Raw genomic sequence first — 25812 nt, forward strand, 5'->3', positions numbered from 1 at the left:
TCCCTCTAAAATACAGCCACTTTGACTGGTTATTCCTGCACATTTCTATGATGGCGACTCACTCTTCCACCACTCCCGCTTTACATCCCTATGTTGGCCGTTTTGCCCCTTCGCCCTCGGGCGCGCTGCACTTTGGCTCACTGATCGCCGCCCTTGGCAGTTATCTGCGGGCACGCTCATTGGGGGGAAAGTGGTTAATTCGCGTTGAAGATATTGATCCTCCGAGGGAAGTCCCGGGCGCAGCCGATGATATTTTACGAACCTTAGAGGCCTACGGTTTCGAATGGGATGACACTGTGCTGTACCAGAGTGCCCGCACCGAGGCCTATCAAGCCAAGCTCGACGAGTTACTCGCCGAAGATAACGCCTACTTTTGCCAGTGCAGTCGTAAACAGATCCAAGCCATGGGCGGGATTTACGATGGACGCTGCCATCAGTTAGCCACGCCGCATCAATCGGGCGCAATTCGCATTGTCAATCGACAACAAGTAGCCGAATTTAGCGATAACCTGATGGGAAAAGTCGTAGTGGACCATGCCTTTGCCGCCGAAGATTTTATTATCAAACGCAGCGATGGCCTGTACGCCTATCAACTCGCTGTGGTGCTGGATGATGCCTATCAAGGCATTACCGAAGTGGTACGGGGCTATGATTTAATCGAAGCCAGTTGTCGCCAATTAAGCCTGTATCAAACCTTTGGCCTAAGCGCGCCGCAGTGGTTGCATTTACCCTTGGCCTGCTTGACGCCGGGATTTAAGCTGTCGAAACAAAACCATGCGCAGGCTATCGACAAACAGCATCCGCAGGCAAGCCTTAATGCCGCCCTCGCCTTTTTAGGCCAAGCGCCGGTGGAGCCGACAGCGGCGCCGCAAATGCTGGCCCAAGCGGTGGCGCAGTTTCAACTGTCGGCCATTCCGAAGCAGCGGGAAATCTTGATAGCGCCTTAATCCCCGTGGGGCGAGTTGCGGCCAAAAAGCATCGTTTTAGCTGTGCTAAGTCGTGGCATAGCTCAAAAATCGCGATATACCCATCGGTGCGCAATTGGTATATCATAGCCGCCAGATTTTTAATCACATAACAGATACATTCCGAGGTGTCCCATTTTTCGCCGTATCAGCCAATTCTGCAAGCAGCTATTTGAAGACGCGCCTAAAACGACCGCTCCGACTCCAGCTCAGATTGAACCCCAAACGCCAGAACTCACTTCAGGCGGCTTAAGCTTATCGCTCGTGCCTCGGGATGCGCATTCGATTTCCCGTAAGCAGATCAGCGAAAACGCACTTAAAGTATTATACCGATTGAATAAATCAGGTTTTCAGGCCTATTTAGTCGGTGGGGGCGTACGGGATTTACTCCTCGGACTCGAACCGAAAGACTTCGACGTGGTTACCAATGCAACGCCGGAAGAAATTAAAAAGCTGTTTCGCAATTGCCGCGTAGTCGGACGCCGCTTCCGCCTCGCCCATATTGTATTTGGCCGCGATGTGATTGAAGTTGCCACCTTCCGTGGTCACCACGGCGACAGCAATGAAAAGATTTCCAAAGCCAATGCCGAAGGGCGTTTGCTCAGGGATAACGTGTATGGCGAAATCGATGAAGACGCAGAGCGCCGCGATTTTACCGTCAACGCCCTTTATTACGATATCAGCGACTACTCTATCCGCAGCTATGGCGGCGGTATGGAAGATCTTAAAGCCGGCACCTTAAGGCTGATTGGCGATCCCGAAACCCGTTACCGTGAAGATCCAGTGCGTATGCTCAGGGCTGTGCGTTTTGCCACTAAGCTCAGCATGGCGATTGAAGAAGTGACCGCTAAACCTATCAAACAGTTAGCGCCACTGCTTAAGGACATTCCGGCCGCCCGCATGTATGAAGAAGTGCTCAAACTTTTCTTCGCAGGCAAAGCCATGGCCAACTTTGAGATGATGCAGGAATATAAGCTGTTCGCGCCGCTCTTCCCGCAAGTCGATGCCCAATTAAAAGATGCGCCTAAAGGCCCTGCGATGAAGATGGTGCAAGCCATCATGAAGAGCACGGATGCGCGCGTGAACGAAGATAAGCCTGTCACCCCGTCCTTCTTCTATGCGGCGATCCTCTGGTATCCATTGCGCCAACGCGCCGAAGATATCGCGGTCGAGAGCGGCCTGACTTTATACGATGCGTTTTTTGCCGCCATGGGTGATGTGATTGAGCAGCAATGCCAAACCATCAGCATTCCGCGTCGGTTTAGCACGCCTGCCAAAGACATCTGGCAATTGCAATTACGTTTCGATCGCAGCCAAGGCACTCGCGCCTTTAAACTGCTAGAGCACCCTAAATTTAGAGCGGCCTACGACTTGCTGTTACTGCGAGGCGAAGTCGAAGGTGGCAATGTCGCCAAGAGTGCCGCTTGGTGGCAACAGTTTGTTGAAGCGGATGAGACCGAGCGTTTGAATATCGCCCGCAGTGGTAACAAAGCGGCGGGTAACCGTAACCGCAATTCACCACAGCGCCGTCGCCGTCGCCCGAGTGCCGCGAAAGCCAAAGCCGCCGAATAATGACTCAGGTTTTTGTCGCCCTCGGGGCTAATCTTGAAGATCCTAAAGCTCAGCTGGACAATGCCGTTGCGGCCTTGTCCGCCTTGGCTGAAAATCAAAGCCTCAAGGTATCGCCCTATTACGGCTCCGCCCCCATGGGGGACGTAGTGCAACCCGACTATATCAATGCCGTTGCCAGCTTTGAGACCTCTCTGGCGCCCATCGACCTGTTGGATGCACTGCAAGAGATTGAAAACACTCAGGGCCGTGTTCGTAAAGAACGTTGGGGCCCAAGAACCTTAGATCTCGACTTACTCTTATATGGCGATGCCATTATCGATGAGCCCAGACTCAAAGTGCCACACTACGGCATGAAGGAGCGTAGTTTTGTGCTAGTGCCCTTGGCGGCCATAGCACCGGATCTGGTGTTACCTTGTAAAACGCCGCTACGCAGCCTTATCAGTGAAAAATTCTTGGCCGAGTTACAACTACTGGGCAATGATCATTGAAGTCAGCCCCCAGTTAGCTTATAACACCACTTCTATTTGGTTTGAAGATCACCCATATGTCTAAAGTTACTAGCTCAACCCTGTTGAAATACAAACAGGAAGGTAGAAAATTCACCGCTCTGACAGCCTATGATGCCAGCTTTGCCAGTGCGTTCGACGGCGAAGGCATCGATGTGCTACTGGTCGGCGATTCTTTGGGAATGGTTCTGCAAGGCCACGATGATACCCTGCCCGTCACGACAGCCGAAATCGCCTATCACACTCGTTGTGTGCGTCGCGGTATCGAGCGCTCACTGCTGATCGCCGACATGCCATTTATGAGTTATGCCACGCCAGAACAAGCCATGGAAAACGCCACTGCACTCATGCAGGCGGGTGCCAATATGGTCAAGCTGGAAGGCGGTCACTGGTTACTCGAAACCGTGACTAAACTGACCGAACGCGGTATTCCTGTCTGCGCCCACTTGGGCCTCACCCCGCAATCGGTACACGTTTTTGGTGGCTTTAAAGTACAAGGCCGCGATGCTGAAAATGCCCAGCGCATTCTCGATGAAGCCAAGGCCTTAGAAGCCGCTGGCGCACAGCTGTTAGTAGTTGAATGTATTCCGGCATCACTTGCCACCGCCATCACTCAAGCATTAACTATCCCAGTGATCGGCATCGGCGCCGGTGCCACGACAGATGGTCAGATCCTAGTAATGCACGACGTGCTCGGTATTTCGAGTGGTTATATCCCACGTTTTTCAAAGAACTACCTTAAGCAAACGGGTGAAATCCGCTCGGCAGTACGCGCTTATATTGAAGAAGTGGCCAATGGCAGCTTCCCAAGTGCTGATCACACGTTCAACTAAGCGTGCTAGCACTCATTGAGCTAAATAGTGCTAAGCACACAGACGACTATTTCAAGTTTTTGCAAGGTAAGAGTTAATGATCACTAGCGCCCATATCGATGATATTCGTACTCAAGTGCGGGCATGGCATGCCAAGGGCGAGACCGTCGCCTTTGTGCCTACCATGGGCAATCTCCATCAGGGACACATCACCTTAGTGAAAGAAGCAGCGAAGAAATGCGACCATGTAGTCGTATCAATCTTCGTTAATCCCATGCAGTTCGGGCAGAACGAAGATCTCGATGCCTACCCGCGTACCTTAGAGGCCGACAGCCAAGCGCTGACGGCCGCGGGTGCCGAGCTGCTATTTACCCCAACGCCTGCGGTTATTTATCCAAAAGGCTTGGCGCAGCAAACCTATGTTGAAGTACCGGGAATTTCCGATGTACTCTGCGGTGCCAGTCGTCCTGGTCATTTCCGTGGCGTTGCGACTGTAGTCTGCAAACTGTTCAACATAGTGCAGCCCGATGTGGCGTTCTTTGGCAACAAGGATTATCAACAACTCTTAGTGATCCGCACTATGGTTGAAGACTTGTCACTGCCGATTGAAATTATCGGTGTGGATACCATTCGTGAAGCCTCAGGCTTAGCCATGAGTTCACGCAATGGCTACCTGACGGCGGAAGAAAAAGCCGCGGCGCCGGCGCTGAAAAAAGCTATCGATGCCATGGCACAAGGCATTAAGCAAGGCGTGAGCATCGAACAAGTCACCGCGGAAGCCAAAGCGAGCCTTATCGCCGCAGGCTTTACCCCAGATTATTTAGAAGTTCGCCATGCCACTACCCTGGCCAATGCGGAAACTACGGACCAAGCACTGGTGATTTTGGCCGCCGCTTACTTAGGTAAGGCGCGTCTTATCGATAACCTGCGCTTCGACCGCTAAGCGTTTTAGCGCAAGAAAAAGGAGCTTAGGCTCCTTTTTTGTTTGTGCAGCTCTGTGTAAACTCGCCTCAATCTATTGAGCGTCAAAAAAATTCCATCGTCAAAAAACTGGTTTTATTCTTCAAGTTACGCCATAGTATTCACGGTTGTTAACTATGAGTAACAAGTATTCCAGCCTCTTAATCTGATAACTGCTAGAGTTTAACAAGGACGCAAGCGCCAATCACAATCTGGCATTGCACCAATACAGTAACGTTATTCATTATTGCGTACACAAAGGATCTGTCGTCGAATGGCAAGACTCATAGTGACTCTTATTTGCGTGCTACTCCCTACGACTGCGCTTGCAAATACCGTCTATAAATGTCGCAAGGACGATAAGATCGTCTTTAGCCAAACTGCCTGCCCACAGGATTATAGCCAACATAAGATTGAGTATCAGCTTGGCATCACCACTGAAACCGATTCAGACAAGCGAGAAACGCCTGTCGACCCGCTGCAAGCCTTGCTCAATAGCCAAACAATTTCTAAGGAAAAACTGCTGCAATTGCTCGATGCCGAGCTGTACCGCCTAAAACAGGAAAACAGCTATTTCGAAATCCTAAGAACCAGCGAGTTGCAAAAATTAGAACGCCAACGTTACTGGCAACATAAAGAAAAAGATGATCCTGAATACATCAGCCAACTCAATAAAATTAACGATCATTTTAATGGCTTAACCTCGAATAACACTCAGGCGATACAGCAGTTATCCGACCGGAAAACACAAATTTCCGCCGAAACCGAGCCAGATGAAGTGAAATAAAAACCTTAGCTTTCGAGTTTAGAGAACAAAAAGCATCCTATAGCCGTTTCCCACCTAAAAATGACACTTAGCTTGATATAAACCGACTGAAAATGGCAAATAAAGAGTGAGATACTTCTATCGTGCACACGACTCTTTTATGAGCAACCCAACAAAATTGCCCTCTTCTCTCTAAATCAACCGCAGAAGTATGCCGACAATCTGAGTTTTCAGCTCTGTAGCCTCAATGAATACCACTAAATAGCGTTGATAAATCGACTTAGCCTTAATATGATCACCTAAAAAATAAAAAATCCCCACTAAGGAAGCCTTAGAGGGGATTTTTCGGTAAGTGTTTGGGCCTAAGCTTGGCCGATTAGTTTTGCGATTTGTTTATCCTGAACACGGGACAAACTGATTAGTGCGACAATGGCCCCTATCAAGGCTAAAAACATATCCGATTGGGTATCCCACACATAACCTTGAGTACCTAAGAAGGCCTCAGCGCCTTCGCCCGTCGCGGCGGCCACCCACCATTCAATCAGTTCGTAGAAGGCGCTGAAGGCCAACACAAAGCAGGTGACGAGAAAGGCACACCAGGCTCCAGGTTTAACGGCTTGATTACGTAGCATAATCTCACGGGCTAACATGGCCGGAATAAAACCTTGGGCAAAATGCCCGACCTTGTCGTAGTTGTTACGCTCGGTCCCCATCCACTGGGCAATCGTGTCGAACAGTGGCACTTCGGCATAGGTATAGTGCGCGCCAACAAACAACACACAGCAATGCACTAGCACCAAAAAATACACTAAGGGCGTCAGCGGAAAACGCTTGCGGGTAAAAAAGAGCAAGGGCACGGCCACTAATGCTGGCAAGGCTTCGAGCCACCAAGTGAATGGATCTGCGGGTTTTATCGCCGACCATATTAAAACTGAGAGGTAAATACCGCACCAAATGATTTTGTTATTCAATGTTCCTTCCTCTTATGCGATATTGTTCTAATTCTAGAATATTAACTTTAGCCATCTAGCCCTCCACAGTGAGCAAAAAAAGTGCTACTTTGGAAGGCCAAGGTTGTCAGCATATCACACAGAACTATTTCAATTAATTAGAGGGTACCCATATCATGGCGAAACATTCGCTGGACAAGGATAAGATCAAGATCCTGTTGTTGGAAGGCGTCCACCAATCTGCGGTCGATGTATTTGAACGTGCTGGATACACCAATATCGAGTATCACAAAGCCTCCTTAGGTGATGAAGCCCTGCTCGAGTCCATCAAAGATGCTCACTTTGTTGGTATTCGTTCCCGTACCCAATTAACGGCTGAGGTATTGAAGCGTGCCGAAAAACTGATTGCGATTGGTTGTTTCTGCATCGGTACTAACCAAGTGGATCTGGCGACCGCCGAATTGCTCGGTATCCCAGTATTTAACGCACCATTCTCTAATACTCGCAGCGTGGCTGAACTGGTATTAGGCGAAATCATCATGCTGATGCGCGGTATCCCTGAACGTAATGCTATCGCTCACCGTGGTGGCTGGATGAAGACGGCCGCTGGCAGTTACGAAGTCCGTGGCAAAACCTTAGGTGTGATAGGTTATGGCCACATCGGTACACAGCTCGGTATCCTAGCTGAAACCTTAGGCATGCGCGTGGTGTTTTTCGATATCGAAGACAAACTGCCATTAGGCAATGCCCAGCAAATCCATTCGATGGAACAGTTACTGGCACAGTCCGATGTGATCAGTTTGCACGTCCCTGAGACGGCGCAAACCAAAGATATGATCAGCACCGCCGAATTTGCCGCCATGCGTAAAGGCAGCATATTTATTAACGCCTCACGCGGTACTGTGGTCGATATCGATGCCCTAACGGTCGCCCTTAAAGAGCGTCACCTTGCGGGTGCGGCCATCGACGTATTCCCCGTCGAGCCACAATCGAATGATGATGAATTTATCAGCCCATTACGTGGTTTAGATAACGTGCTGCTGACTCCGCACGTGGGTGGCAGTACTGCCGAAGCCCAGGAAAACATCGGTATCGAAGTTGCCGGTAAGTTAGCTAAATACTCTGACAACGGTTCGACCGTATCTGCGGTTAACTTCCCTGAAGTGTCGCTGCCAATGCACAAAGGCATTTCGCGCTTACTGCACATTCACCAAAACCGTCCTGGCGTGCTAATCAAAATCAACAAAGCCTTCTCTGAAAAAGGCATCAACATTGCCGCTCAGTACCTGCAAACCACTGCAGAAATCGGTTATGTGGTGATGGAAGTCGATACTCACCAAGCCGAAGAGGCACTGGTTGAACTTAAGGCCATTGAAGGCACACTGCGCACCCGCGTATTGTTCTAATGCCTTAAGCACTCAGCTTGAGTGAATTTATAAGGCGCACATTTCATTCAAGATATGTGCGCCTTATGCTTTTGAGCGCCGCTTAATTCCGCTACAATCTAGCCTCTTGCATCGTCTTCATTTTCAGGATCTCCGCTATGACTATTGCAGTTTCGACACCCACTTGGGATCTGGACGCCTCCATGCCTCCACTTATGCTCGCCAACCTATCCCACCTCGGCCTCATCAAAGTAGTCGGTGAACAGGGGCGCAGTTTTATCCATGGCCAAGTGACCACGGACATTAGCTCACTCGAAGCCAACCAATGGCGCTGGGGCGCACATTGCGATCCTAAGGGTAAGATGATCGCCAGCTTCCGCACCTTTGCTATCCAAGAGGCGCTGTTGATGCTGCTGCCAAGGGAGACTATCGAGGTCGATCTGCCGCAACTGCAAAAATATGCGGTGTTTAGCAAGGCAACCCTGACCAATGCGACGGCGGAGTGGACTTTACTCGGCGTAGCAGGCGAACAGGCAACACAATTTATGACCCAACACTTTGGTGAAATCACTGAAGAACAGACGCTGGTCGAACATGGCGCCATTTTAAAGGATGCGGATCGTTTTATTCTGGTTCTGCAGCCAGACGCGGCAACGGCCTTAGTTGGCGAGCACACAGTATTTGATGCCAGCGCTTGGCAAGCCTTAGAAATTACAGCAGGTTACCCTAACCTAGCGCCAAGCCATGCTAACCAATATGTGCCGCAGATGTGTAACCTACAGGCTATCAACGGCATCAGCTTTAACAAAGGCTGCTACATGGGCCAAGAAACTGTGGCTCGGATGAAATACCGTGGCGGTAACAAGCGCGCGCTCTACATTATCCACGGCACGACTTCCTCAGACATCAATTTGGAAAGTGCTCTCGAGATCGAATTGGAAGATGGCTATCGCAAGGGCGGGCAAATTATTGAGTTCGTACAGCGTGGCAATCAAGTACTACTCACCGCTGTGCTGGCAAACGATACCGAGAACGATGCCAAGCTGCGCTTTGCCGACGATGAGCAATCCTGCTTACGCATTCAAGCATTACCCTACTCGCTCGAAGAAGCCTAGCTTCTAAGCGAGTCGTATTGAAAAGGCGCCCTAGGCGCCTTTTTTGTTTAATGTTCGATATAAGTGTCTCGAATCGCCACCACCTCGGGCAGAATTTGTTTAAATTCCTCCACCAGCTTAGGGTCAAAGTGTTTGCCCGCTTGGCTTTCGAGTAACTCGACCGTGGCTTCGATTGTCCAAGGCTCTTTATAAGGACGGCGCGAAGTCAGCGCATCGAAAACGTCCGCTATCGCCACAATCCGGCCTTCTATCGGAATATTTTCCCCAGACAAACCATTAGGATAACCCGAACCGTCCCATTTTTCGTGGTGGGTTAAGGCGATGCGCCGCGCCATTTGCAGCAGTGGATCACCATGTTCGCCAATGATCTCTGCACCAATGGCAGCATGTTGCTGCATGATTTCCCACTCATCGGCATCAAGCTTACCGGGCTTTTTCAGCACCGCATCGGGCGTGCCGATTTTTCCGATGTCATGCATGGGCGCCGCGTTATACAACAGTTCGCAGAAGGTACTCGGTAAGCCTAATTTTATTGCCAGAAGCCGCGCATAATGGCTCATGCGCACAACGTGTAGGCCCGTTTCGTTGTCTTTGTATTCGGCGGCGCGGCCTAAACGGCGGATAATTTCGAAACGAGTTTCTTCTAACTCTTGGGTGCGCTCTTTGACTTGTTGCTCTAGCAGGCGTTTTTGATCGTACAGCGCCAGATGGGTTCGCACCCGTGCTTTTACCACGGGAGCACTCACAGGCTTAGTGATGTAATCGACGGCGCCGAGTTCAAACCCTTGAGTCTCGTCGGCCACCTCAGACAAGGCGGTCACAAAAATCACCGGGATATGGCAAGTTAAAGGCTCCTGCTTAAGCAGCTTACAGACTTCATAGCCGTTCATGCCAGGCATCATTACGTCAAGTAAAATCAAATCCGGCAGGGTTTTGGCGACAAGGGCGAGCGCTCTTGGTCCATCAATCGCCACCTTGACCTTATAATCCTCACCGAGTATGCCCACTAAAATATCGATATTTTCCGGTGTATCATCGACGACCAATATTGTTGCCTTATCCATCAACACTTTCACCTTATCCTGTGGCTTATCAATGGCCAATACCGCACTCTCTTGACCGGTTTTTAGGTTAATTCCGCAAGCACTTCATCAATCAAATCCACAGCTTCATCAAACTGATACTGATTAATCATAGTCAGGGCTGGGCTGAGCTGCAGCCATAACTTGCTACTCACCTGAGGTTTTAACGCATCGATTTGCGCCACCGCATCTGAGTCAGCATCCTCTAGGCTTTGTCGCAGCTGTTTTAAGGCGGTGACTAGCGCCTCTGGCGAGAGTTGTTCACTCGTCGATGTGGTTGACTCCTCAAACTGAGGCTTGACCCGCTCAATGGCATCACAAATCGACGCCACTAGCGCTTGGATTTGGTCTAACTCAGTTTGGTATTCGCTCTTCTCACTTAAGTGCAACTCTAGTTGGCGGGCTAATTCCACCAGCTTGCTAGAGCTTAAGTTACCCGCGAGCCCCTTCAAGGTATGCGCCATCCGCACGGCATCGTCACGTTTGTCATTGGCGAGCGCTTTATTGATGAGATCCACCACATTACGTTGACTGGTAACGAAACGATCGAAGATCCTTTGATACAAACGGGTAGAGTTTTGAACTAATTGTAAGCCCCTATCGATATCCAACTCAGGATGCTCGGGCCATTTCACCACAGATTCAGAATCTAAGTTGATAGGTTTAACCGGAATATCAACTAGTTGACTCGGCTCAGTGTTATCAGCCAGCGACCCGCTGCCACCTAAATATTTCAATAGGGTTTGGTAAAGCAGGTTGACCTCAATCGGCTTAGCGATATGGTCGTTCATCCCCGCTCTTAAACACATTTCCTTATCGCCAGCCATCGCATTTGCCGTCATCGCGACCACAGGCAGCTCGGTGAGTTCGGGCCGCTTTCTAAGTGCCTGCGTGGCCTGATAACCGTCCATCACCGGCATTTGGCAGTCCATCAACACCAGATCGAAGCTCTGCTGCTCCAGCTTATCGAGCGCAATCTGGCCGTTAGTGGCGATGGATAAGATAATCCCCACTTGCTCTAAAAACTCAGTGGCCACTTCAAGGTTCATCTCATTGTCTTCAACCAAGAGGATGCGCTTACCCTTAAGCGGCAATAACAGTTTAGGATCGATGCTCTCGCTCTGGCGTCTCACGGGGAGAACCCCCGCCCGGCCGAGGGAATTCATAATGCCGTCGAGCAACCTAGATGCGCTAATGGGTTTACTGATATATCCAGCCAAGCCAAGTTCTTCAATTTGGCTTAAGAAGTCTTGGTTGGCGTGGGCCGACACCATCAAGATCCGCGGCGCTTTCTTCGCCTGCTGCTTGATTTGTTTAGCCGTTTCTATGCCATCGAGGTTTGGCATCTTCCAGTCGATCAGGGCGACTGCATATTCCTGCTGGATACAACGGGTCACAGCCTCTTCGCCGGAGCGCACCGTATCCACCCGAAAGCCCATGCTTTCTAAGGTGGTACGCATAATGTCGCGGGCGGTGGCATTGTCATCGGCAACCAGAATCGGCATGCCTTCAAGCTCTTGGGCGACCGTTAGCTTTTGACCGCTGGAAATCTGCAACTTAACGGTAAAATAGAAGGTACTGCCGTGGCCGAACTGACTTTCAACCCCAATGGTGCCGCCCATCAGTTCGACGAGCTGTTTACAAATCGCCAACCCTAAGCCCGTACCGCCGTACTTGCGCGTTGTAGAGGTGTCGGCCTGACTAAAGGATTTAAACAGTTTGGCCTGCTGATCTGCGGTTAAACCAATACCGCTGTCGCGCACACTAAAGCGCAGCACCACATCGTCATTTTGCTGCTCAACTAAGTTGAGCGATAACAAGACTTCACCGCGCTCGGTAAACTTAATCGCGTTGTTCATCAAGTTGATCAGCACTTGCCCTAAGCGCAGCGAGTCACCGAACAAGTGCCTAGGCACATTGGGCGCCACCGCAAACAGCAGTTCAAGCTGTTTATGGGCCGCCTTCTCGGAGAACATATCGCTGAGATCTTCGAGCATAGTATCGAGCTGGAAGGGCACAGATTCGATATCTAACTTGCCGGCTTCAATTTTAGAGAAGTCGAGAATGTCGTTAATGATAGAGAGTAAGGATTTTGAGGCACGCTCAATTTTCTCCACATAGTTTTTCTGCTTCTTATCCAGCGCCGTCTGCAAACAAAGTTGCGACATACCGATAATGGCATTCATCGGCGTGCGGATTTCATGGGACATATTCGCGAGGAAATCGCCCTTAGCCTTACTCGCCGCATCAGCCTCCTCTTTCGCCACTAACAGTTCGTCAGATAGTAGTTTCAACTCTGTCATATCGACCATACTGACCACGGCCGATTCGAACTGCTTCTGGCTATCAAACAGTGCCGACACATTGACCGTCATCCACAGTGGCTCACCATTGGGGCGAATAAAGCTACGTTCACCGCGATAGTGGTCGACTTTACCTTCGGCCAATTCTCTAAACTGAGCCTTAGCGGTTTCTTTATCCTGCAGGCTTAAGACATCGAAAATAGGCACACCGCAGAGTGACTCTCGGGTCTGGCCCATGTCTTCGCAATATTGGTCGTTACAGTCGAGGATCACGCCTTTGGCATCGACGTTCACTATGCCAATGGTCGAGCCATCAAATAGCGCCTTAAAGTGCGCCTCGCTAACTGCCAACTCTTCTTCAATGGCTTTACGCTCGGTAATATCCATCACGTAGCCATTCCAAATAATGGCACCATCGTCGTTGTAGTGACCGCTCGCTCCCGCCTCCATCCAGCGAATACTGCCGTTAGGATGGCGATAACGGAACTCTCGCACCCATTGCAACTTGTCCTCACTCTTACCCGCTAAGGCACGCACCACCTCGGGGCGTTCCTCATCAAATATCCGCTCGGCAATGATATTAAAGTCTTTCAGTAAATCTTCGCGGTGTAAGCCCAGCATATGAAATGCCGCGCCGGAGAGGAAAGTAAAGGTGCGATCCGCAGGAGAAACCCAGCGCAACTGATACACAGTACAAGGGATAGATTCGGTGATATTGGTGAGTTGCAGGCGCGATGCCTCAAGCTCAACCATGGCCAGTTTGCTCTCGGTGATATCGTCAATACTGCCGTCAAACCACAGTGGGAATCCTTCTTCGGTATAACTCGCCTTGCCCTTTTCATGCACCCAGCGAATGCTGCCGTCACGATGGCGGATGCGGTATTCCACCTCAAAGGTTTCCTGCTGCGCCAGCGCCCTATCGATATGTTGATGGCATAGCTCACGATCTTCTTCCACGATCAGCGAGGCAAAGGTGCGTTGACGGTTTTCAATAAACTGGCTCGCCGCAAAACCTGTAATATCGGCAATGTTGTCACTGACATATTCCATCACCCAGACATCGCCGATGCGCGTACGATAGACGGCGCCAGGAATATTGGTCACTAGGCCGCGGAACCTTAGTTCACTGTCACGGATTTTTTGCTCTACGGCTAATTTCTGGGTCATATCCCGAATCGATGCCGCCACTTGTCTGCGACCTTCATGATCGGCAGGTAAAATACTCAAGGCGATTTCGGCGACAAACTCCCCGCCATCGGCCTTAAGCGCCCTAACATGGCGCGCATTGGCCATGGGGCGATCGCGGCCTTCACGCAAAAATTGCAGGCGGTCGCGGGCATGGTTGCTACGCATGGCTTCAGGCAAGAGTGACTCCACCTGTAGCCCCAACATGCTGTTGGCATCGTAACCAAAGAGAATTTGGCAGCGAGTATTAGTGAATACAATTGAGCCCATCTGATCGACGATCAGCATCGCCTCTGGCGCCGCTTCGAGTACGGCATTAGACCAAGTGGCAGCGGAGAACTGTTCGGTCACATCGGTGAATAACATCTCCACCGACATCAGCTCGCCCGTATCCGAAACCAAGGGCTGCATAAAGAGGTCGAGCATACGTGGGTGGCCACTCGCGTCGAGCAGCTCGACTTGATGGGAAGGAACGTTCTCCCCCTTCAGGGCTAAATCTGTGTATTCCCAATTTTTTTCATTTAATGGATTGGCGGTAAACAGTCTTTGATACTTACGCTTGAGCAGCTCAGGTGACATGCCCAAGACCTTAGTGACCCCCTCACTCACCTGCGCCAACTGCCCTGAAGGGTCGAGCGAGCAATAGAAGGACTTATCACTCATGCCATCGATCAGCCGCGCGAAACGGTTACCGCGGGAATCTAAAATCGCCTGCTCACGCTCGGCGAGGAGTTCCGCCATCTGGTTAAAGGTGCTGCTTAAGGTAACTATCTCACTCACCGCGCCTTTGGGGATCGCTAATTGCTGGGCTTTACCCTGACCGAAGGCCAAAATGCCCGACTCCAGCGCCTCAAGCGGCCGAGTCAAACGTTTAGCGGCGATGTAGCAAGTGAGTAATAACAATAGGGTTAATAAACTGAGGTTAAGCACCACGGACGCCACATCATCCAGCAACGTTGCAAACAGCTGATGTTCGGGCACCATGACAATGACGCGCCATTTGAGCTTAGCGACCGAAGCAACACTGGCGAGATACACTGTGCTCTTATCATCGATAAAGCGCGCTTGTCCGTTTAGCCCCTTGTCTAATAATGTCCAAAAGTCACTGTTTCGACGGGTATTTCTATCGAGCCATTCGGCGGAGGTCACGGCAAGCACTTTCTCTTTATCGCTGTGGAAAATCAGCCGCCCTTGATCATCGAGTACCACTAATTGGCTTGGCTGCACACCAAGTTGTTCAGGCAATTTATCAAGCGCCAAATCGACGGTCGCCACCCCAAAGTAATCATTTTCAGGGCCAAAAGGCACCGAATAAGTCACCATCAAAGTGTTTCCTGCGCCCTCATCAAAATAAGCCTTAGACCAATAGCCTCCGGGTTGATTAATGGCTTTTGACCACCAATCCCAAGAGCCATCGGTATAGTCATAACCCTCGGCGCCAATATCTAGGTAATGGAAGTTGTTGCCATCGCGGTAAACATAGGGGGAAAAGAGTTTTTTATCGGGGAAGGTATAAGGTTTAAACGCAACTGCTGAGCCATAAAAATCGGGATTGCGTTCAATGCGATTAGTGAGTACCCGTTTGATTTTCTCACTATCATTAATGCCCTCCTTATTGGAGATAAACCCAATAAAATCGGCAACTCCTTGCGTATTCGCCTGCGCATGTTCGAGTAGCAACTGTAGGCGATAGGCGGAATGATTGGACTCCTGGGCTAAGGAATCGTATAGCTTTCGCTCGGCAGAAAGATAATTAAACCAAGCATTAATGCCGTAAACGGCCGTCATGATAAGAATTAAAGGCAGCGCAATATGGGATAGAATTTTGCTGCGGAAGGTACGAAGTTTACTTTTATCCATGGCGTCGCCTCAAAGCCCCCGTTTTTAATCCACCCATTTTTGGGTAGCCCTTATAAAGTAAACGAAGAACCTTGTGGCGACAATCTTAAAGTTAAAATAATGTGAACTAATATATTGTTTTCACAACATTAATAAATTGGGTCTAATGTACGGTTTGAGAGTGTCCGAACAAAATAGCTTTGGGTTTCAGCAATAATGACATGCCTTAATCCAATAATCGCAATCAGATTAGGGATCGCCATTAAACCGTTGACCGTATCGGCCAATAACCAGATCACATCCAGCTTGATAAAGGCCCCCACCGCAATCAGGCCTAAAAACAGCATTTGATAGGCACGCAGCCCGCGTTCGCCCACTAAATAGTACCAGCAGCGCTCGCCATAGTAGTGCCAACCTAAAATAGTGGTGAATGCAAAACAGACTAAGGCGATAGTCACTAAATACTGACCGATAGCCGCCGAGCCACCTAGGCTGAAGGCCGCGCTGGTCATGGCTGCGCCTGCGGTATCGCCGCTCCAAACTCCGGTGATAATCAGTACCAGTCCCGTCATAGTGCAGATGATGATGGTATCGAAAAAGGTGCCCGTCATGCTGACTAAACCTTGTTCGACCGGCTCATTGGTTTTCGCCGCCGCGGCAGCGATGGGGGCGCTACCAAGGCCAGACTCGTTGGAAAACACCCCGCGGGCAATCCCCATTTGAATCGCCTGCGCCACAGTCGCGCCTAAGAATCCACCCGCCGCCGAAACAGGCGTAAAGGCCGACTCCACCACTAACTGCAATGCGGGTAAAATCGATTCGGCAAAACTCACTAAAATCCACACACAAGCCAGCACATAACCAATCGACATCGCTGGCACTAACTTTTGCGCCACGTTGGAAATACGCTTCACCCCACCTAAGGTCACCGCCGCGACTAACAGGGTGAGCACCAATGCCGTCGCCCAGGTCGGCACCTCAAAGGCAATGGTCAGGGCATCGCTAATCGCATTCACTTGGGCAAAAGTACCAATCCCGAAGAACGCCACCCCCACGCCAAACAGGGCAAACAACTTCGCCATCCAATGTAGGCCCAGACCCCGCTCGATGTAGTACATGGGGCCGCCTGCAATTTGCCCGCGCGCATCGGTGGTGCGATATTTTACCGCTAACATACATTCGGCATACTTGGTCGCCATGCCGAAGAAGGCCGCCAGCCACATCCAAAATAATGCCCCAGGGCCGCCCATCTTGATTGCGGTGGCTACCCCAACAATATTGCCCGTCCCTATGGTGGCGGACAGCGCCGTACACAAGGCGGCGAAGGAAGAGAGATCCCCGTGTCCTTTCGCAGGTTTAAACAATAGGCTAAGCGCCATAGGCAGACGAAACACTTGAATAAGCCGCAAACGCAAGGTGAGATAGATGCCCGTCCCCACGAGTAAACACAGGGTAACGGGTCCCCAAACGATACCGTTCAGGCTGCTGAGTAAAGCTTGAAAACTCATGATATTCCTCAATTATTAAACAACTAAATTAATAAAGGAGGAGGAAAAGAAATGGCTGTGACACACCGCTGCCAGCCTAAAGAAAGACCATCACCCAGCCAATAAAGACAGGGAAAGCGTCCAAAAGACAAACGACAGGGACTGTGCAGTCATCCTCTCCTCTGTCCTTTTGCCTGAGCGTTTCGCAGAATGCATCCATCGACGCACCTACTTTCGCCTTCGGCGCCACCTATTATCGCGACTTAACGCAATCGGTAGTCTCTCCAGAGGCTCGTCCAGTAACAGTCCACGCCTTGCGGCACCTGAAAGAGTGCTTTGGTTCGGGACACATCCCAAAACAAAGTTGCCTCGTCGGTGTGGGGTTAATTCCCCACTCTCCTGCTACCTTCATCCGAACGGATTGTTAAATCGATAGTCCGCTATCGATTTAACAGGGCGCACAGCATGCAACAAACACAAAAATAGCTCAAGCCCATTCGCTCACAGAATGCGAGCTAAACGCCACAATTGCAGAAAATTTAAACAGCATAAAACCTAAGTCTGAATCGATGCAAAGTGAACCTTAAGGGCCAAATAGCAGTATCTATCAGAAGATAAAATGTTTTATCTTTAGTCGGGCTAAATGTTGTCAGAGTGGAAGGATAAATGTCAGAAGTAGCCAAACTTATCCAAGTGAGTAAAAGTTTTCGCGACGGCGAGCAGCGCCATACCGTACTGCAAGCCGTCGATTTAACCTTGCATCGTGGCGAAACCATCGCACTCACGGGCCCCAGCGGCAGCGGCAAAAGCACACTGTTAAATTTGATCGCAGGCTTTGAAACGCCAGACAGCGGCCAGATAGTGTTGAATCATCAATCCACCCAAGATTGGCAAGACAAACACTGGAGCGAGTTCCGGCGCAACCATTTAGGTGTGGTGTTTCAACAATTTAATCTGCTGACGCCACTCAATGTGAGAAACAACATAGGTTTTTCACTCAATCTCAACGGCGCCAGTTGGAATCCTTGGTGCGATTATCTCGTCGACAAATTGGGGCTGGCTTCGCTGCTCAATCGGCAGGTAGAGGCACTTTCAGGCGGGCAACAGCAAAGGGTCGCTATCGCCAGAGCCTTAGCCCACAATCCGAGTTTACTGCTGGCCGACGAACCCACGGGCAATCTCGATGATGAATCGGGTAAACAGGTGATGTCACTGCTGTGCGAACTGGCCAAAGAAAGCCAAACCAGCATCTTAATGGTTACCCACAGTGAAGAATGCGCCGCCTTTATGCACAAACGCTGGCATCTTTCCCACGCCTCTGTGTCTATCTCCGGTTAACTCGATGATGAGTCCAGCATTAACCCCTAAGGCAAGTGGCAACAAAACCCCAAGCAGAAACCGCACATGGCTGCGGATCTATTGGGTATTAAGGGTCTTTCTCGCCCATTATCGCCACGCGCCGCTGCAAGCGGGCGCGATTTTGCTCGGGCTTGCCCTCGCCGTGACTTTGCTTATCGGGGTTAAAGCCACCAATGATAATGCTATTCGCAGCTACAGTGAGGCCACAGAACTCTTGAGCCAGCGGGCCGATGTGCTCTTAAGCGCGCCCATAGGTCAAGAAACCCTCGACGAATCCGTGTATTTCAGCCTAAGGCAAGCGGGCATCAGCCAAAGCCTTGCGGTTGTCAGTGGCAGAGTGGCGGGCATGAACGGTCAGTTTTGGCAAATTGAAGGCAGCGATATCGTCGCCGCGTTGACGGCGAGCCTAAGCCCAAAAGAGGGACAAAAGCACGACACCAGCACAAAGCAAGAAGCCAATCCAAGGATGTCGATGGGAGCGCTGCCGCTCGCCGATTTAATGAGTGGTGAGCCGATAGTGGTCATGAGTCAGAGCCTTGCCAATAAAATTGCACCCAATGGTCAACTCGCCCTCGCGCCCGCATCTTTTGCGCCCGACAAGCTTAAGGTCATCAGTATCGATGATAGCTGGGGACTGGGCAGTGCAATTCTGACCGATATTTCCCTCGCCCAAAGCTTACTCGGAATGCAAGGCAAACTCAGCTATATCGCCCTATTCAGTGACAGGGATAAGCTCCCTGCCTTAAAGCAGCGGCTCGATACCCAAGGGATTACGCCGCTTCGCGCCAGTTACAGTCAACAGGATCAAGGCCAAGCCTTGATGGCGCTTACCCGCAGTTTTCATTTAAACCTCAATGCGATGAGCATGTTAGCCTTTGTGGTCGGGCTGTTTATTGCCTATAACGGCGTGCGTTACAGCCTGATGAAACGCCAACGTCTATTAATCCAATTGCTGCAACAGGGCCTAGCGCGGCGCGAAGTCATGTTTGCCCTACTTGGCGAATTACTGCTGTTGGTGGTGCTAGGCTCGCTAATGGGATTTATCCTAGGATTACAGCTCAGTCATTGGTTGCAACCTATGGTCGCTATGACCTTAGAGCAGCTCTACGGTGCCCACTTATTGCCGGGGATTTGGCAATGGCGTTGGTTGGCCGAGGCGATAGCCCTCACTTTAGTTGCCGCCCTAGCAGCCTGTTTACCCTTGTATTTTGACTTAACCCGCCAATCCCTTGCCCAAGGCGCTAATCGTTATCAGCAAACGCAGGCCCACAACAAAACCCATGGCAGGCAGTTTATCTTAGCCTGCGGCCTGCTCACGCTCGCCGCAATACTCATGCCCTTCAGCCAAAGCTATAACACCAGTTTGGTATTGTTGGGCATGGTCGCCGTCGCGATTCCATTGCTATTACCGCAAGTATTGCATTGGGGCGTCAGCTTGCTGCTGCCATTGACTCGCCCCGGACTTAAGCAATATCTCCTCGCCGAAACCCGCGAACTTATCGCGCCATTGTCCCTCGCCATGATGGCAATACTGCTGGCACTAAGCGCCAATGTGTCGATGAACACCTTAGTCGGTAGCTTCGAGCAAACCCTAAGAAGTTGGTTAGAAACCCGTCTACATGCCGATTTATACCTGCGCCCCAGCGCCAATCATATGGCCGAAGTGCGTGATAAGTTGCGCCAAGATCCCCGCCTGAGTGGCCTATATCAGCAATGGCAAGTGGAGGCGGAAGTCTCTACTCAAGGAGCGGTGCAAACCATACCCGTCAACCTGATTAGCCGCGATGATGCATCGATTCAACACACCAGCACGCTCAAAGAAAGCTTGCCTGCTCTCTGGCAAACCTACTTCGACGGACATTACGTGTTAGTCAGCGAACCTATGGCCATTAAGTATCAACTGCAACTCGGGGATAGTTTGGCGTTAAACGTGCTGGACAAAACCGCCAACAATCCCGTGGTAATCGCGGGGATTTATTACGACCACGGCAATACCCGCAATGAGCTCATCATCAGCCATAAGCTGTGGCGACAGGCGCAGCTACCCGTGTTACCCATTAGCCTTGCGGCCAGTTTCCACTCTGTCGAGCCGGGAGTTCAAACCACAGCGACTCAGCGCAAACTCAGCGAGGCAGAGCTAGATGAACTGCAAGGGCAATTGGCCGTTACATTGGGCTTAGCACAGGCGCAAATTTACAGCCAAGCCAAGATCAAGGCTCAGGCCATTGCCATGTTTAAACGCACCTTCTCAATCACCTTAGTGCTCAATAGCTTAACTTTGCTGGTGGCAGCCATAGGACTATTTAGCGCCTGCTTGATGTTAACTCAATCCCGACAAGCACCATTGGCAAGACTGTATTCCCTCGGGGTGAGTCGCAGTAAGCTGCGGACTATGGTGTTCAGCCAAATGCTGCTGGTCGTGGTCATCACTTGCCTGATGGCCATGCCCACAGGCGCACTGCTCGGCTATTTATTGATTGATAAAATCACCCTGCAGGCCTTCGGCTGGACAATCAAGATGATTTGGGATTGGTTTGCCTATGGAAAAGCTATCCTCATTGCCTTAGTAACCTGCACCTCAGCCGTACTCTTACCGCTTTACTGGCAAACCCGCAGGCCCTTAATCGCCAGTTTGCAGCAGGAAACCCTATGAGCGCACGCGTACATCAAACCAAGGCTTGGCGCGTTAATGCATTAGCGTCTGCAACGCGATTTAAGCTCAGCACAAGCGCAGGCTTTATCTTGCAGAGCGTCATAGGTGGCTTATTGCTTGCGGCAATAAGCGGCTGCGATAATGCGCCTGCAACGACCGAGCCTCAATCCATGGGGTCTATGCTTGGGCAAGCAAGTGCAGATAGCCAAAGCTTTACTAAGGTGACGCCAGGAAACCGCTTTCAATTTCCTCAAGATCACCTCGCCCATCAGGATTTTCGTCAAGAATGGTGGTATCTCACCGCCAATTTAACCACTGAGAATGGTGAGCAACTTGGTGCCCAATGGACGCAATTTAGGGTAGCGCTAAAACCTAAGCACAGTGAATCGCAAAACGTGGGCTCTAATCCTAAATCCACTTGGGCGACTGAACAGCTTTATTTTGCCCATAGTGCACTCACCTCCAGCACTTCTCACCTCGCCCATGAAAAATGGTCGCGGGCACATCCATCACTTGCAGGAGTGAGCGCAGATCCCTACCAAATTCGCCTAGATAATTGGCAATGGCGTAGTCAGTCAAAGGACTTATTCCCAGCAACCTTGAGCGTTGCAACCGACGACTTTAGTTATCAACTAGAGCTTAACAGCCAAGCGCCACTGCAATATCAAGGGGATAAGGGTTACAGCATTAAGAGTCGCGACGGCAAAGTCGCCTCTTACTACTACAGCCAACCCTTTATCACGATTCATGGCGAAATCACCCGCCATATCAAGATCAATGGCCGAATGGAAAACCGCGTCGAAAAAGTCACAGGCCAAGGCTGGCTTGATAGAGAATGGAGCTCGCAGTTTATAACCAAGAGCCAGCAGGGCTGGGATTGGTTTGCCCTTAGGTTAGATGATGGTTCGGCGTTGATGCTATTTCAGCTCAGGGAACAATCCTCCGATAAAGCACAATCGGCCTTTTACAGCGCCAGACGAATGTTTGCCGATGGCACCGGCCGCAACATCAATTCCCGCGATACCCCAGATGGGATAAAAATGACCCCACTCGAGTGGCAAACCACCAGCACGGGGAAATACCCGATCTGCTGGCAAGTGCAAATCCCAAGCGAGCAAATCGACATCCGCATTTCCCCCTTAAATCCCAATAGTGCCATGGCGTTATCCACCCAGTATTGGGAAGGCCCAATTGAGCTTAAAGGCAGCCATAGCGGCACAGGTTATATGGAGCTGACGGGCTATTAATCTTCAGCTCAAATGTGATCTCCATATCAAATACAGCACTTAATACTCTTCGTTCTCATACTATCGATTGCAAATGCTGTTGAATTTTCACTCAGTGATTGCATTTCGATGAAAATCCCAACAAATTAATATGACAACGTTGTCAAAATAATTAAAACAACAAGATAGCCATCGTAATCACGGACGATTCTATTCAGTTCAATAACACAGGGAGGGGTGGATGAGCGCTTTACGTAAAGGGTTTACCCTGATTGAACTGATGATCGCCGTCGCCATTATTGGCATTCTTGCCGCCATTGCGATTCCTTCGTTTAATGAGTACTTAAAACAAGGTCGACGCTTCGATGCGCAGCAATATCTCGTCAGTAGCGCCCAAGCGCTAGAGCGCCATTATTCCCGCAACGGCCTGTATCCCGCTTCGCAGAGTTTAACCAACAGTACCTATTACAGTTTCAGCTACACCCCCACGGCGGATAAATTAGGTTTTAGCCTCAAGGCCGTCCCTACAAGCCGTCAGTCGGATGCCTGCGGCACCTTAAGCCTCGACCATAAAGGCGTACGCGCCCCCGCAACCCATTGCTGGACCCACTAAGATGACAAATCGCACGACAGCGGGGTTCACCTTAGTCGAATTACTGGTCGCTATCGCCATCATAGGTATCTTGGCGAGCATAGCCCTGCCCTCCTATCGGGATCTGATCGCCAGAGAAAGCCTCACCAGCACGGCCAATGAATTGATCTCCAGTTATAAATTCGCCCGTGGCGAAGCCATCAAGCGCAATCAGGCGGTGACACTGGAAGCGACAGAAGATGGGCGCTGGCTGGTCATCAGCAATCAGAAACAACTTAAGGTCTTTAGTCCATCTAACCGCGGCGTCAGCATCAATGGCTTTAACACCCTCAATATCAATGCGACAGGCAACACCACCAAAACCCAGATGAGCCTCGAAAACACTCAAGGCGAAACGCTCAATCTGTGCATATTGCCAAGCGGGCAAAGTTATTTACAGGAGGCGGCATGCGCATAGTTGCACTGAGTAATAAACAACGAGGCTTTACCATGACCGAAGTGCTGATTTCGTTAGTGGTTTCGGTCACTTCGCTACTGGCGCTCGGCAAAGCTCAGCTATCTTCATTGCAGCATGCGACCAACAGCTTCCAATATACGGTCGCCACTATTCAAGCGCAGAATGCCATTGAAAGGATCTGGCCGAGGATCTGCGATATTCAGCGCCAACCCGCACGCTTTGAGGATGTCAATTTTAGGGCCAGCCTCAGCCAAGATATGCCCAGCGGTTACACCTTAGTGCTACCCAACACTTATCAAGACACTATGCCCATCACTGTCACTTGGCAGGACGGTCGCATTGAGGACAATAACAGTGTGAGCCTCAACGCCAGCTTTCCGCACTTATGTCAGGTGTAACAATGTCCTTAAGCGCGAAGAAACGGCAAGCGGGTTTTAGCTTATCAGAGCTGATGATCGCTATGGTGCTTGGGCTGATTATTATGCTGGCCGTGGTCAATTTTTTCACTCCACTCAAGACCACGGTTGAAGAAAGCAAGCGCCTCGAAAACGCAGCCGATGCGCTGAGGTACGCCACCCTCAGCCTCAGCAAGAGCATCAAACGCGCATCAAATATCGTATCCCTCAGCGCTAATGAATTAGTGCTCGCAGTTGCAGCATCCCCAGCCCAGCCGAGTTTAACTTGCTTAGGAACCAGCAAAACCAGCGATTACAACGAAACCTACCGTTTTGACGCCCCTAATCTGAGCTGTGACGACGGCGATGGCGCCCAGGTATTACTCACGGGGCTAGAAGCGACCAGCTTTGCGCTTAATGGCGAACTGGTGACAGTAGTACTCAAGCCTGAAAAACTCCCCGCGCAATATGGTCAAGGGATCCAGCTCGATATCGCCCTGCGTAAGCCCCTATGGCGACAAGCCCTCAACAGCCAACAGAACCCATAAAGCAAGGAAGCCATAATGGACAATCTAAGACCAGCTCTAGGCAATAAGGAACATGGCGCGGTATTACTTATCGTCTTGGTCTTCAGCCTGTTAGCGAGTTTGCTGGTGGTCACGTCACTTAGGGATAACCTAGTACAAGAGCGACTGAGTGGTAACTTTCAAAAGCAAGTCAATGCGCAGTTATTAGCCGAACAGGGAATGCACGAGAGCTACAACCAACTCAAGACTCAGCTGCAGCGCGCGCCCAATCAAGGTCTGCAAACCCTGTATCAGCAACTCCCCGCCGAAGCCGATGGCAGCCTCGAAGGCAGCAGCTATGCCCTCGAAAATGGTCAAATCACCGGAGCAGATCTTAGCCTCGACAGTCGTGGCAATCATTTAGAAGGCGAGGCCAAACTCAACGCCCAGTTCACACTACAGGGCAGTCACGGAAACACGATTTTCAATGATGCGATTGTGTCCTGCGAGAGCTTAAACCTTACTGGCAGCAGTAGCATCGATGGCTATGACTCCCGCAAAGGAGCCTATGGCGATAGCATCAGTAATGGCCAAGGTGGCAGTGAACTTAATCAACATGGCAAAGGCAATGTCACCACCATTGAGCCCAATGCCAATATTACGCTCACGGGCAACGCGCCAATTTACGGCGATGTTAGCGCTACGGGCAGCGTCACCCTAACCGGCTCGTCGGATATCCACGGTAGCATTCAAGCCAATAATGATGTCACCCTTGGCACAGGCACCATAGGCGGGAATGTCGCGGCGGGCAATAACTTTAACTTGGCCAATAGCGGCACGGTCGAAGGTTCGGTCAAAGCCAATAACAATGCCGCCATGGCGCCCAAGGCCCAAGTGAATGGCACACTGCAATATGGCGGCGACGGCAACTTTCATCAGGACAGCCAGATTGGCAACTTAGTCAACGCGCGCCCCAATGTACCGCCCGTGCCAGCAAAATCCTGTGACCCATTGGATATTGGCGCTGTGATGGGCGGTTTTAAGATGCCCAATAACGGCGCCCGCACTATTGATTCCAACGCCAATGTCACTATCACACCCACTGGTTCGAGTAAGACCGAACTCGGCTGGAAAGGTGATTATTTCCCGAGCCTTACCCCCACATCGGAGAACATCTTCGGCAGTAACACCCCGGTATTTAACCTCGACAGCTTAGTCATGAGCAGCGATGGGGTGCTTAATATCAGTGGCGGCGATGTCACCCTGATAGTCAATGGTGACTTTAAGATGAGTGGATCGAATCAGCTGAATATTGCCCCAGGCTCTAGCCTTACGTTGTTTGTGGGCGGTGAAGTCGCCTTTACGGCGGGGACAAACAACGGTAACAACATTAAGGGACAAACCCTAACCGACAGCAACAAGCCGCCACTGTCTATTTTTTCTGGCTCGGATAAGGATGTCACCGTCAGCGGTAATGTGCCGATTTATGCCGCGCTCTACGCCCCCAAATCTAAGGTCAATCTCCCCGGCGGCCCTGAAATTTTCGGCTCGGTGAGGGGCAAATCCATCACGGCGACAGGCAATGGAAAAATCCACTATGACAATGCCTTAGGCGCTGCCGACTTAGGCGAAGGTAATGCTAATCCCGCGCTCATCCTGCTCAAGCAATGGCAATACTTATAGGCCGAACTCCCCCG

At 50.7% G+C, this 25812-nt stretch carries 19 protein-coding genes, 1 pseudogene and 1 riboswitch; of the genes and pseudogenes, 16 read left to right on the plus strand and 4 right to left on the minus strand.

Annotated features, from left to right (window positions below):
• The first annotated feature begins 50 nt into the window (after positions 1-50).
• The 6 genes from gluQRS (at position 51) to K0H59_RS17210 (ending at position 5602) form a co-directional block, all read left to right on the plus strand.
• On the plus strand, positions 51-947 hold the full coding sequence (gene gluQRS, locus K0H59_RS17185) for a tRNA glutamyl-Q(34) synthetase GluQRS (protein ID WP_220055626.1): 897 nt from the start codon (positions 51-53) through the stop codon (positions 945-947).
• 282 nt (positions 948-1229) lie between these two features.
• Positions 1230-2537, plus strand: a complete 1308-nt coding sequence (locus K0H59_RS17190; RefSeq protein WP_011718200.1) for a polynucleotide adenylyltransferase PcnB — start codon at positions 1230-1232, stop codon at positions 2535-2537.
• Positions 2537-3025 (plus strand): 2-amino-4-hydroxy-6-hydroxymethyldihydropteridine diphosphokinase, encoded by a 489-nt coding sequence (gene folK, locus K0H59_RS17195; protein ID WP_220053814.1) that lies wholly within the window; start codon positions 2537-2539, stop codon positions 3023-3025. Before K0H59_RS17190 ends, folK begins: the two co-directional genes overlap by 1 nt.
• A 56-nt stretch (positions 3026-3081) precedes the next feature.
• Positions 3082-3876, plus strand: coding sequence for a 3-methyl-2-oxobutanoate hydroxymethyltransferase (gene panB / locus K0H59_RS17200; protein WP_011718202.1), 795 nt, complete (start codon positions 3082-3084; stop codon positions 3874-3876).
• Between the two features lie 76 nt (positions 3877-3952).
• Positions 3953-4798, plus strand: coding sequence for a pantoate--beta-alanine ligase (panC, locus tag K0H59_RS17205; protein WP_220053815.1), 846 nt, complete (start codon positions 3953-3955; stop codon positions 4796-4798).
• A gap of 291 nt (positions 4799-5089) precedes the next feature.
• The gene (locus K0H59_RS17210) at positions 5090-5602 is read left to right on the plus strand and encodes a DUF4124 domain-containing protein (protein WP_220053816.1); all 513 of its coding nucleotides are present in this window, start codon (positions 5090-5092) and stop codon (positions 5600-5602) included.
• A 341-nt stretch (positions 5603-5943) separates the two neighbouring features.
• On the opposite strand, the gene K0H59_RS17215 is transcribed toward K0H59_RS17210, so the two are convergent.
• The gene (locus K0H59_RS17215; RefSeq protein ID WP_011718209.1) at positions 5944-6552 is read right to left on the minus strand and encodes a DUF2238 domain-containing protein; all 609 of its coding nucleotides are present in this window, start codon (positions 6550-6552) and stop codon (positions 5944-5946) included.
• A gap of 155 nt (positions 6553-6707) precedes the next feature.
• Between K0H59_RS17215 and serA the strand changes: the two genes are divergently transcribed.
• Together serA and ygfZ are read left to right on the plus strand one after the other, a co-directional pair.
• A complete protein-coding gene (gene serA, locus K0H59_RS17220) occupies positions 6708-7937 on the plus strand; it encodes a phosphoglycerate dehydrogenase (RefSeq protein WP_011718210.1) in 1230 nt (409 codons plus the stop codon).
• Between the two features lie 137 nt (positions 7938-8074).
• On the plus strand, positions 8075-9031 hold the full coding sequence (gene ygfZ / locus K0H59_RS17225; RefSeq protein ID WP_220053817.1) for a tRNA-modifying protein YgfZ: 957 nt from the start codon (positions 8075-8077) through the stop codon (positions 9029-9031).
• A gap of 47 nt (positions 9032-9078) precedes the next feature.
• On the opposite strand, the gene K0H59_RS17230 is transcribed toward ygfZ, so the two are convergent.
• The 3 genes from K0H59_RS17230 to K0H59_RS17240 form a co-directional block, all read right to left on the minus strand.
• Positions 9079-10095 (minus strand): two-component system response regulator, encoded by a 1017-nt coding sequence (locus tag K0H59_RS17230; protein ID WP_220055627.1) that lies wholly within the window; start codon positions 10093-10095, stop codon positions 9079-9081.
• Positions 10096-10157: 62 nt separating this feature from the next.
• Positions 10158-15461 carry a PAS domain S-box protein gene (locus K0H59_RS17235; RefSeq protein ID WP_220053818.1) on the minus strand — a complete coding sequence of 1768 codons (5304 nt, stop codon included), beginning with the start codon at positions 15459-15461 and terminating at the stop codon, positions 10158-10160.
• Positions 15462-15589: 128 nt separating this feature from the next.
• On the minus strand, positions 15590-16948 hold the full coding sequence (locus tag K0H59_RS17240) for a sodium:alanine symporter family protein (protein WP_086902837.1): 1359 nt from the start codon (positions 16946-16948) through the stop codon (positions 15590-15592).
• Positions 16949-17099: 151 nt separating this feature from the next.
• A riboswitch (glycine riboswitch) is annotated at positions 17100-17225 on the minus strand.
• Positions 17226-17593: 368 nt separating this feature from the next.
• Here K0H59_RS17240 and K0H59_RS17245 point away from each other — a divergent pair.
• The 8 genes and pseudogenes from K0H59_RS17245 to K0H59_RS17280 all read left to right on the plus strand — a co-directional run.
• Positions 17594-18115 (plus strand): annotated as a pseudogene (locus K0H59_RS17245) (ABC transporter ATP-binding protein); the annotation flags it as partial.
• A 154-nt stretch (positions 18116-18269) separates the two neighbouring features.
• The gene (locus K0H59_RS17250) at positions 18270-20939 is read left to right on the plus strand and encodes an ABC transporter permease (protein ID WP_220053820.1); all 2670 of its coding nucleotides are present in this window, start codon (positions 18270-18272) and stop codon (positions 20937-20939) included.
• Positions 20936-22186 (plus strand): lipocalin-like domain-containing protein, encoded by a 1251-nt coding sequence (locus tag K0H59_RS17255; protein WP_220053821.1) that lies wholly within the window; start codon positions 20936-20938, stop codon positions 22184-22186. Before K0H59_RS17250 ends, K0H59_RS17255 begins: the two co-directional genes overlap by 4 nt.
• 220 nt (positions 22187-22406) lie before the next feature.
• Positions 22407-22778: a type IV pilin protein gene (locus K0H59_RS17260; protein WP_220053822.1), complete on the plus strand. Its 372-nt coding sequence runs from the start codon at positions 22407-22409 to the stop codon at positions 22776-22778.
• Between the two features lies 1 nt (position 22779).
• Entirely contained in the window at positions 22780-23214 is a 435-nt protein-coding gene (locus K0H59_RS17265) for a GspH/FimT family pseudopilin (protein WP_220053823.1), read from the plus strand.
• Positions 23205-23612, plus strand: a complete 408-nt coding sequence (locus K0H59_RS17270) for a prepilin-type N-terminal cleavage/methylation domain-containing protein (RefSeq protein ID WP_220053824.1) — start codon at positions 23205-23207, stop codon at positions 23610-23612. The genes K0H59_RS17265 and K0H59_RS17270 overlap by 10 nt, the downstream gene beginning before the upstream one ends.
• A gap of 2 nt (positions 23613-23614) precedes the next feature.
• Positions 23615-24157 (plus strand): PilW family protein, encoded by a 543-nt coding sequence (locus K0H59_RS17275; protein ID WP_220053825.1) that lies wholly within the window; start codon positions 23615-23617, stop codon positions 24155-24157.
• A 15-nt stretch (positions 24158-24172) separates the two neighbouring features.
• A complete protein-coding gene (locus K0H59_RS17280; protein WP_220053826.1) occupies positions 24173-25798 on the plus strand; it encodes a collagen-binding domain-containing protein in 1626 nt (541 codons plus the stop codon).
• Positions 25799-25812 lie beyond the last annotated feature (14 nt).

The sequence above is a fragment of the Shewanella sp. FJAT-51649 genome (genome assembly GCF_019457435.1).
GTDB classification, from domain to species: Bacteria; Pseudomonadota; Gammaproteobacteria; order Enterobacterales; family Shewanellaceae; genus Shewanella; species Shewanella mangrovisoli.

Bases quoted from the DNA above. Each gene is read 5' to 3' on its own strand.
- K0H59_RS17280 (WP_220053826.1), top strand. From the start codon at position 24,173: ATGGACAATCTAAGACCAGCTCTAGGCAATAAGGAACATGGCGCGGTA.
- K0H59_RS17210 (WP_220053816.1), top strand. From the start codon at position 5,090: ATGGCAAGACTCATAGTGACTCTTATTTGCGTGCTACTCCCTACGACT.
- K0H59_RS17260 (WP_220053822.1), top strand. From the start codon at position 22,407: ATGAGCGCTTTACGTAAAGGGTTTACCCTGATTGAACTGATGATCGCC.
- K0H59_RS17275 (WP_220053825.1), top strand. From the start codon at position 23,615: ATGTCCTTAAGCGCGAAGAAACGGCAAGCGGGTTTTAGCTTATCAGAG.
- folK (WP_220053814.1), top strand. From the start codon at position 2,537: ATGACTCAGGTTTTTGTCGCCCTCGGGGCTAATCTTGAAGATCCTAAA.
- K0H59_RS17265 (WP_220053823.1), top strand. From the start codon at position 22,780: ATGACAAATCGCACGACAGCGGGGTTCACCTTAGTCGAATTACTGGTC.
- K0H59_RS17230 (WP_220055627.1), bottom strand. From the start codon at position 10,095: ATGGATAAGGCAACAATATTGGTCGTCGATGATACACCGGAAAATATC.
- serA (WP_011718210.1), top strand. From the start codon at position 6,708: ATGGCGAAACATTCGCTGGACAAGGATAAGATCAAGATCCTGTTGTTG.
- K0H59_RS17235 (WP_220053818.1), bottom strand. From the start codon at position 15,461: ATGGATAAAAGTAAACTTCGTACCTTCCGCAGCAAAATTCTATCCCAT.
- K0H59_RS17240 (WP_086902837.1), bottom strand. From the start codon at position 16,948: ATGAGTTTTCAAGCTTTACTCAGCAGCCTGAACGGTATCGTTTGGGGA.
- gluQRS (WP_220055626.1), top strand. From the start codon at position 51: ATGGCGACTCACTCTTCCACCACTCCCGCTTTACATCCCTATGTTGGC.
- K0H59_RS17250 (WP_220053820.1), top strand. From the start codon at position 18,270: ATGATGAGTCCAGCATTAACCCCTAAGGCAAGTGGCAACAAAACCCCA.
- ygfZ (WP_220053817.1), top strand. From the start codon at position 8,075: ATGACTATTGCAGTTTCGACACCCACTTGGGATCTGGACGCCTCCATG.
- panB (WP_011718202.1), top strand. From the start codon at position 3,082: ATGTCTAAAGTTACTAGCTCAACCCTGTTGAAATACAAACAGGAAGGT.
- K0H59_RS17255 (WP_220053821.1), top strand. From the start codon at position 20,936: ATGAGCGCACGCGTACATCAAACCAAGGCTTGGCGCGTTAATGCATTA.
- panC (WP_220053815.1), top strand. From the start codon at position 3,953: ATGATCACTAGCGCCCATATCGATGATATTCGTACTCAAGTGCGGGCA.
- K0H59_RS17270 (WP_220053824.1), top strand. From the start codon at position 23,205: ATGCGCATAGTTGCACTGAGTAATAAACAACGAGGCTTTACCATGACC.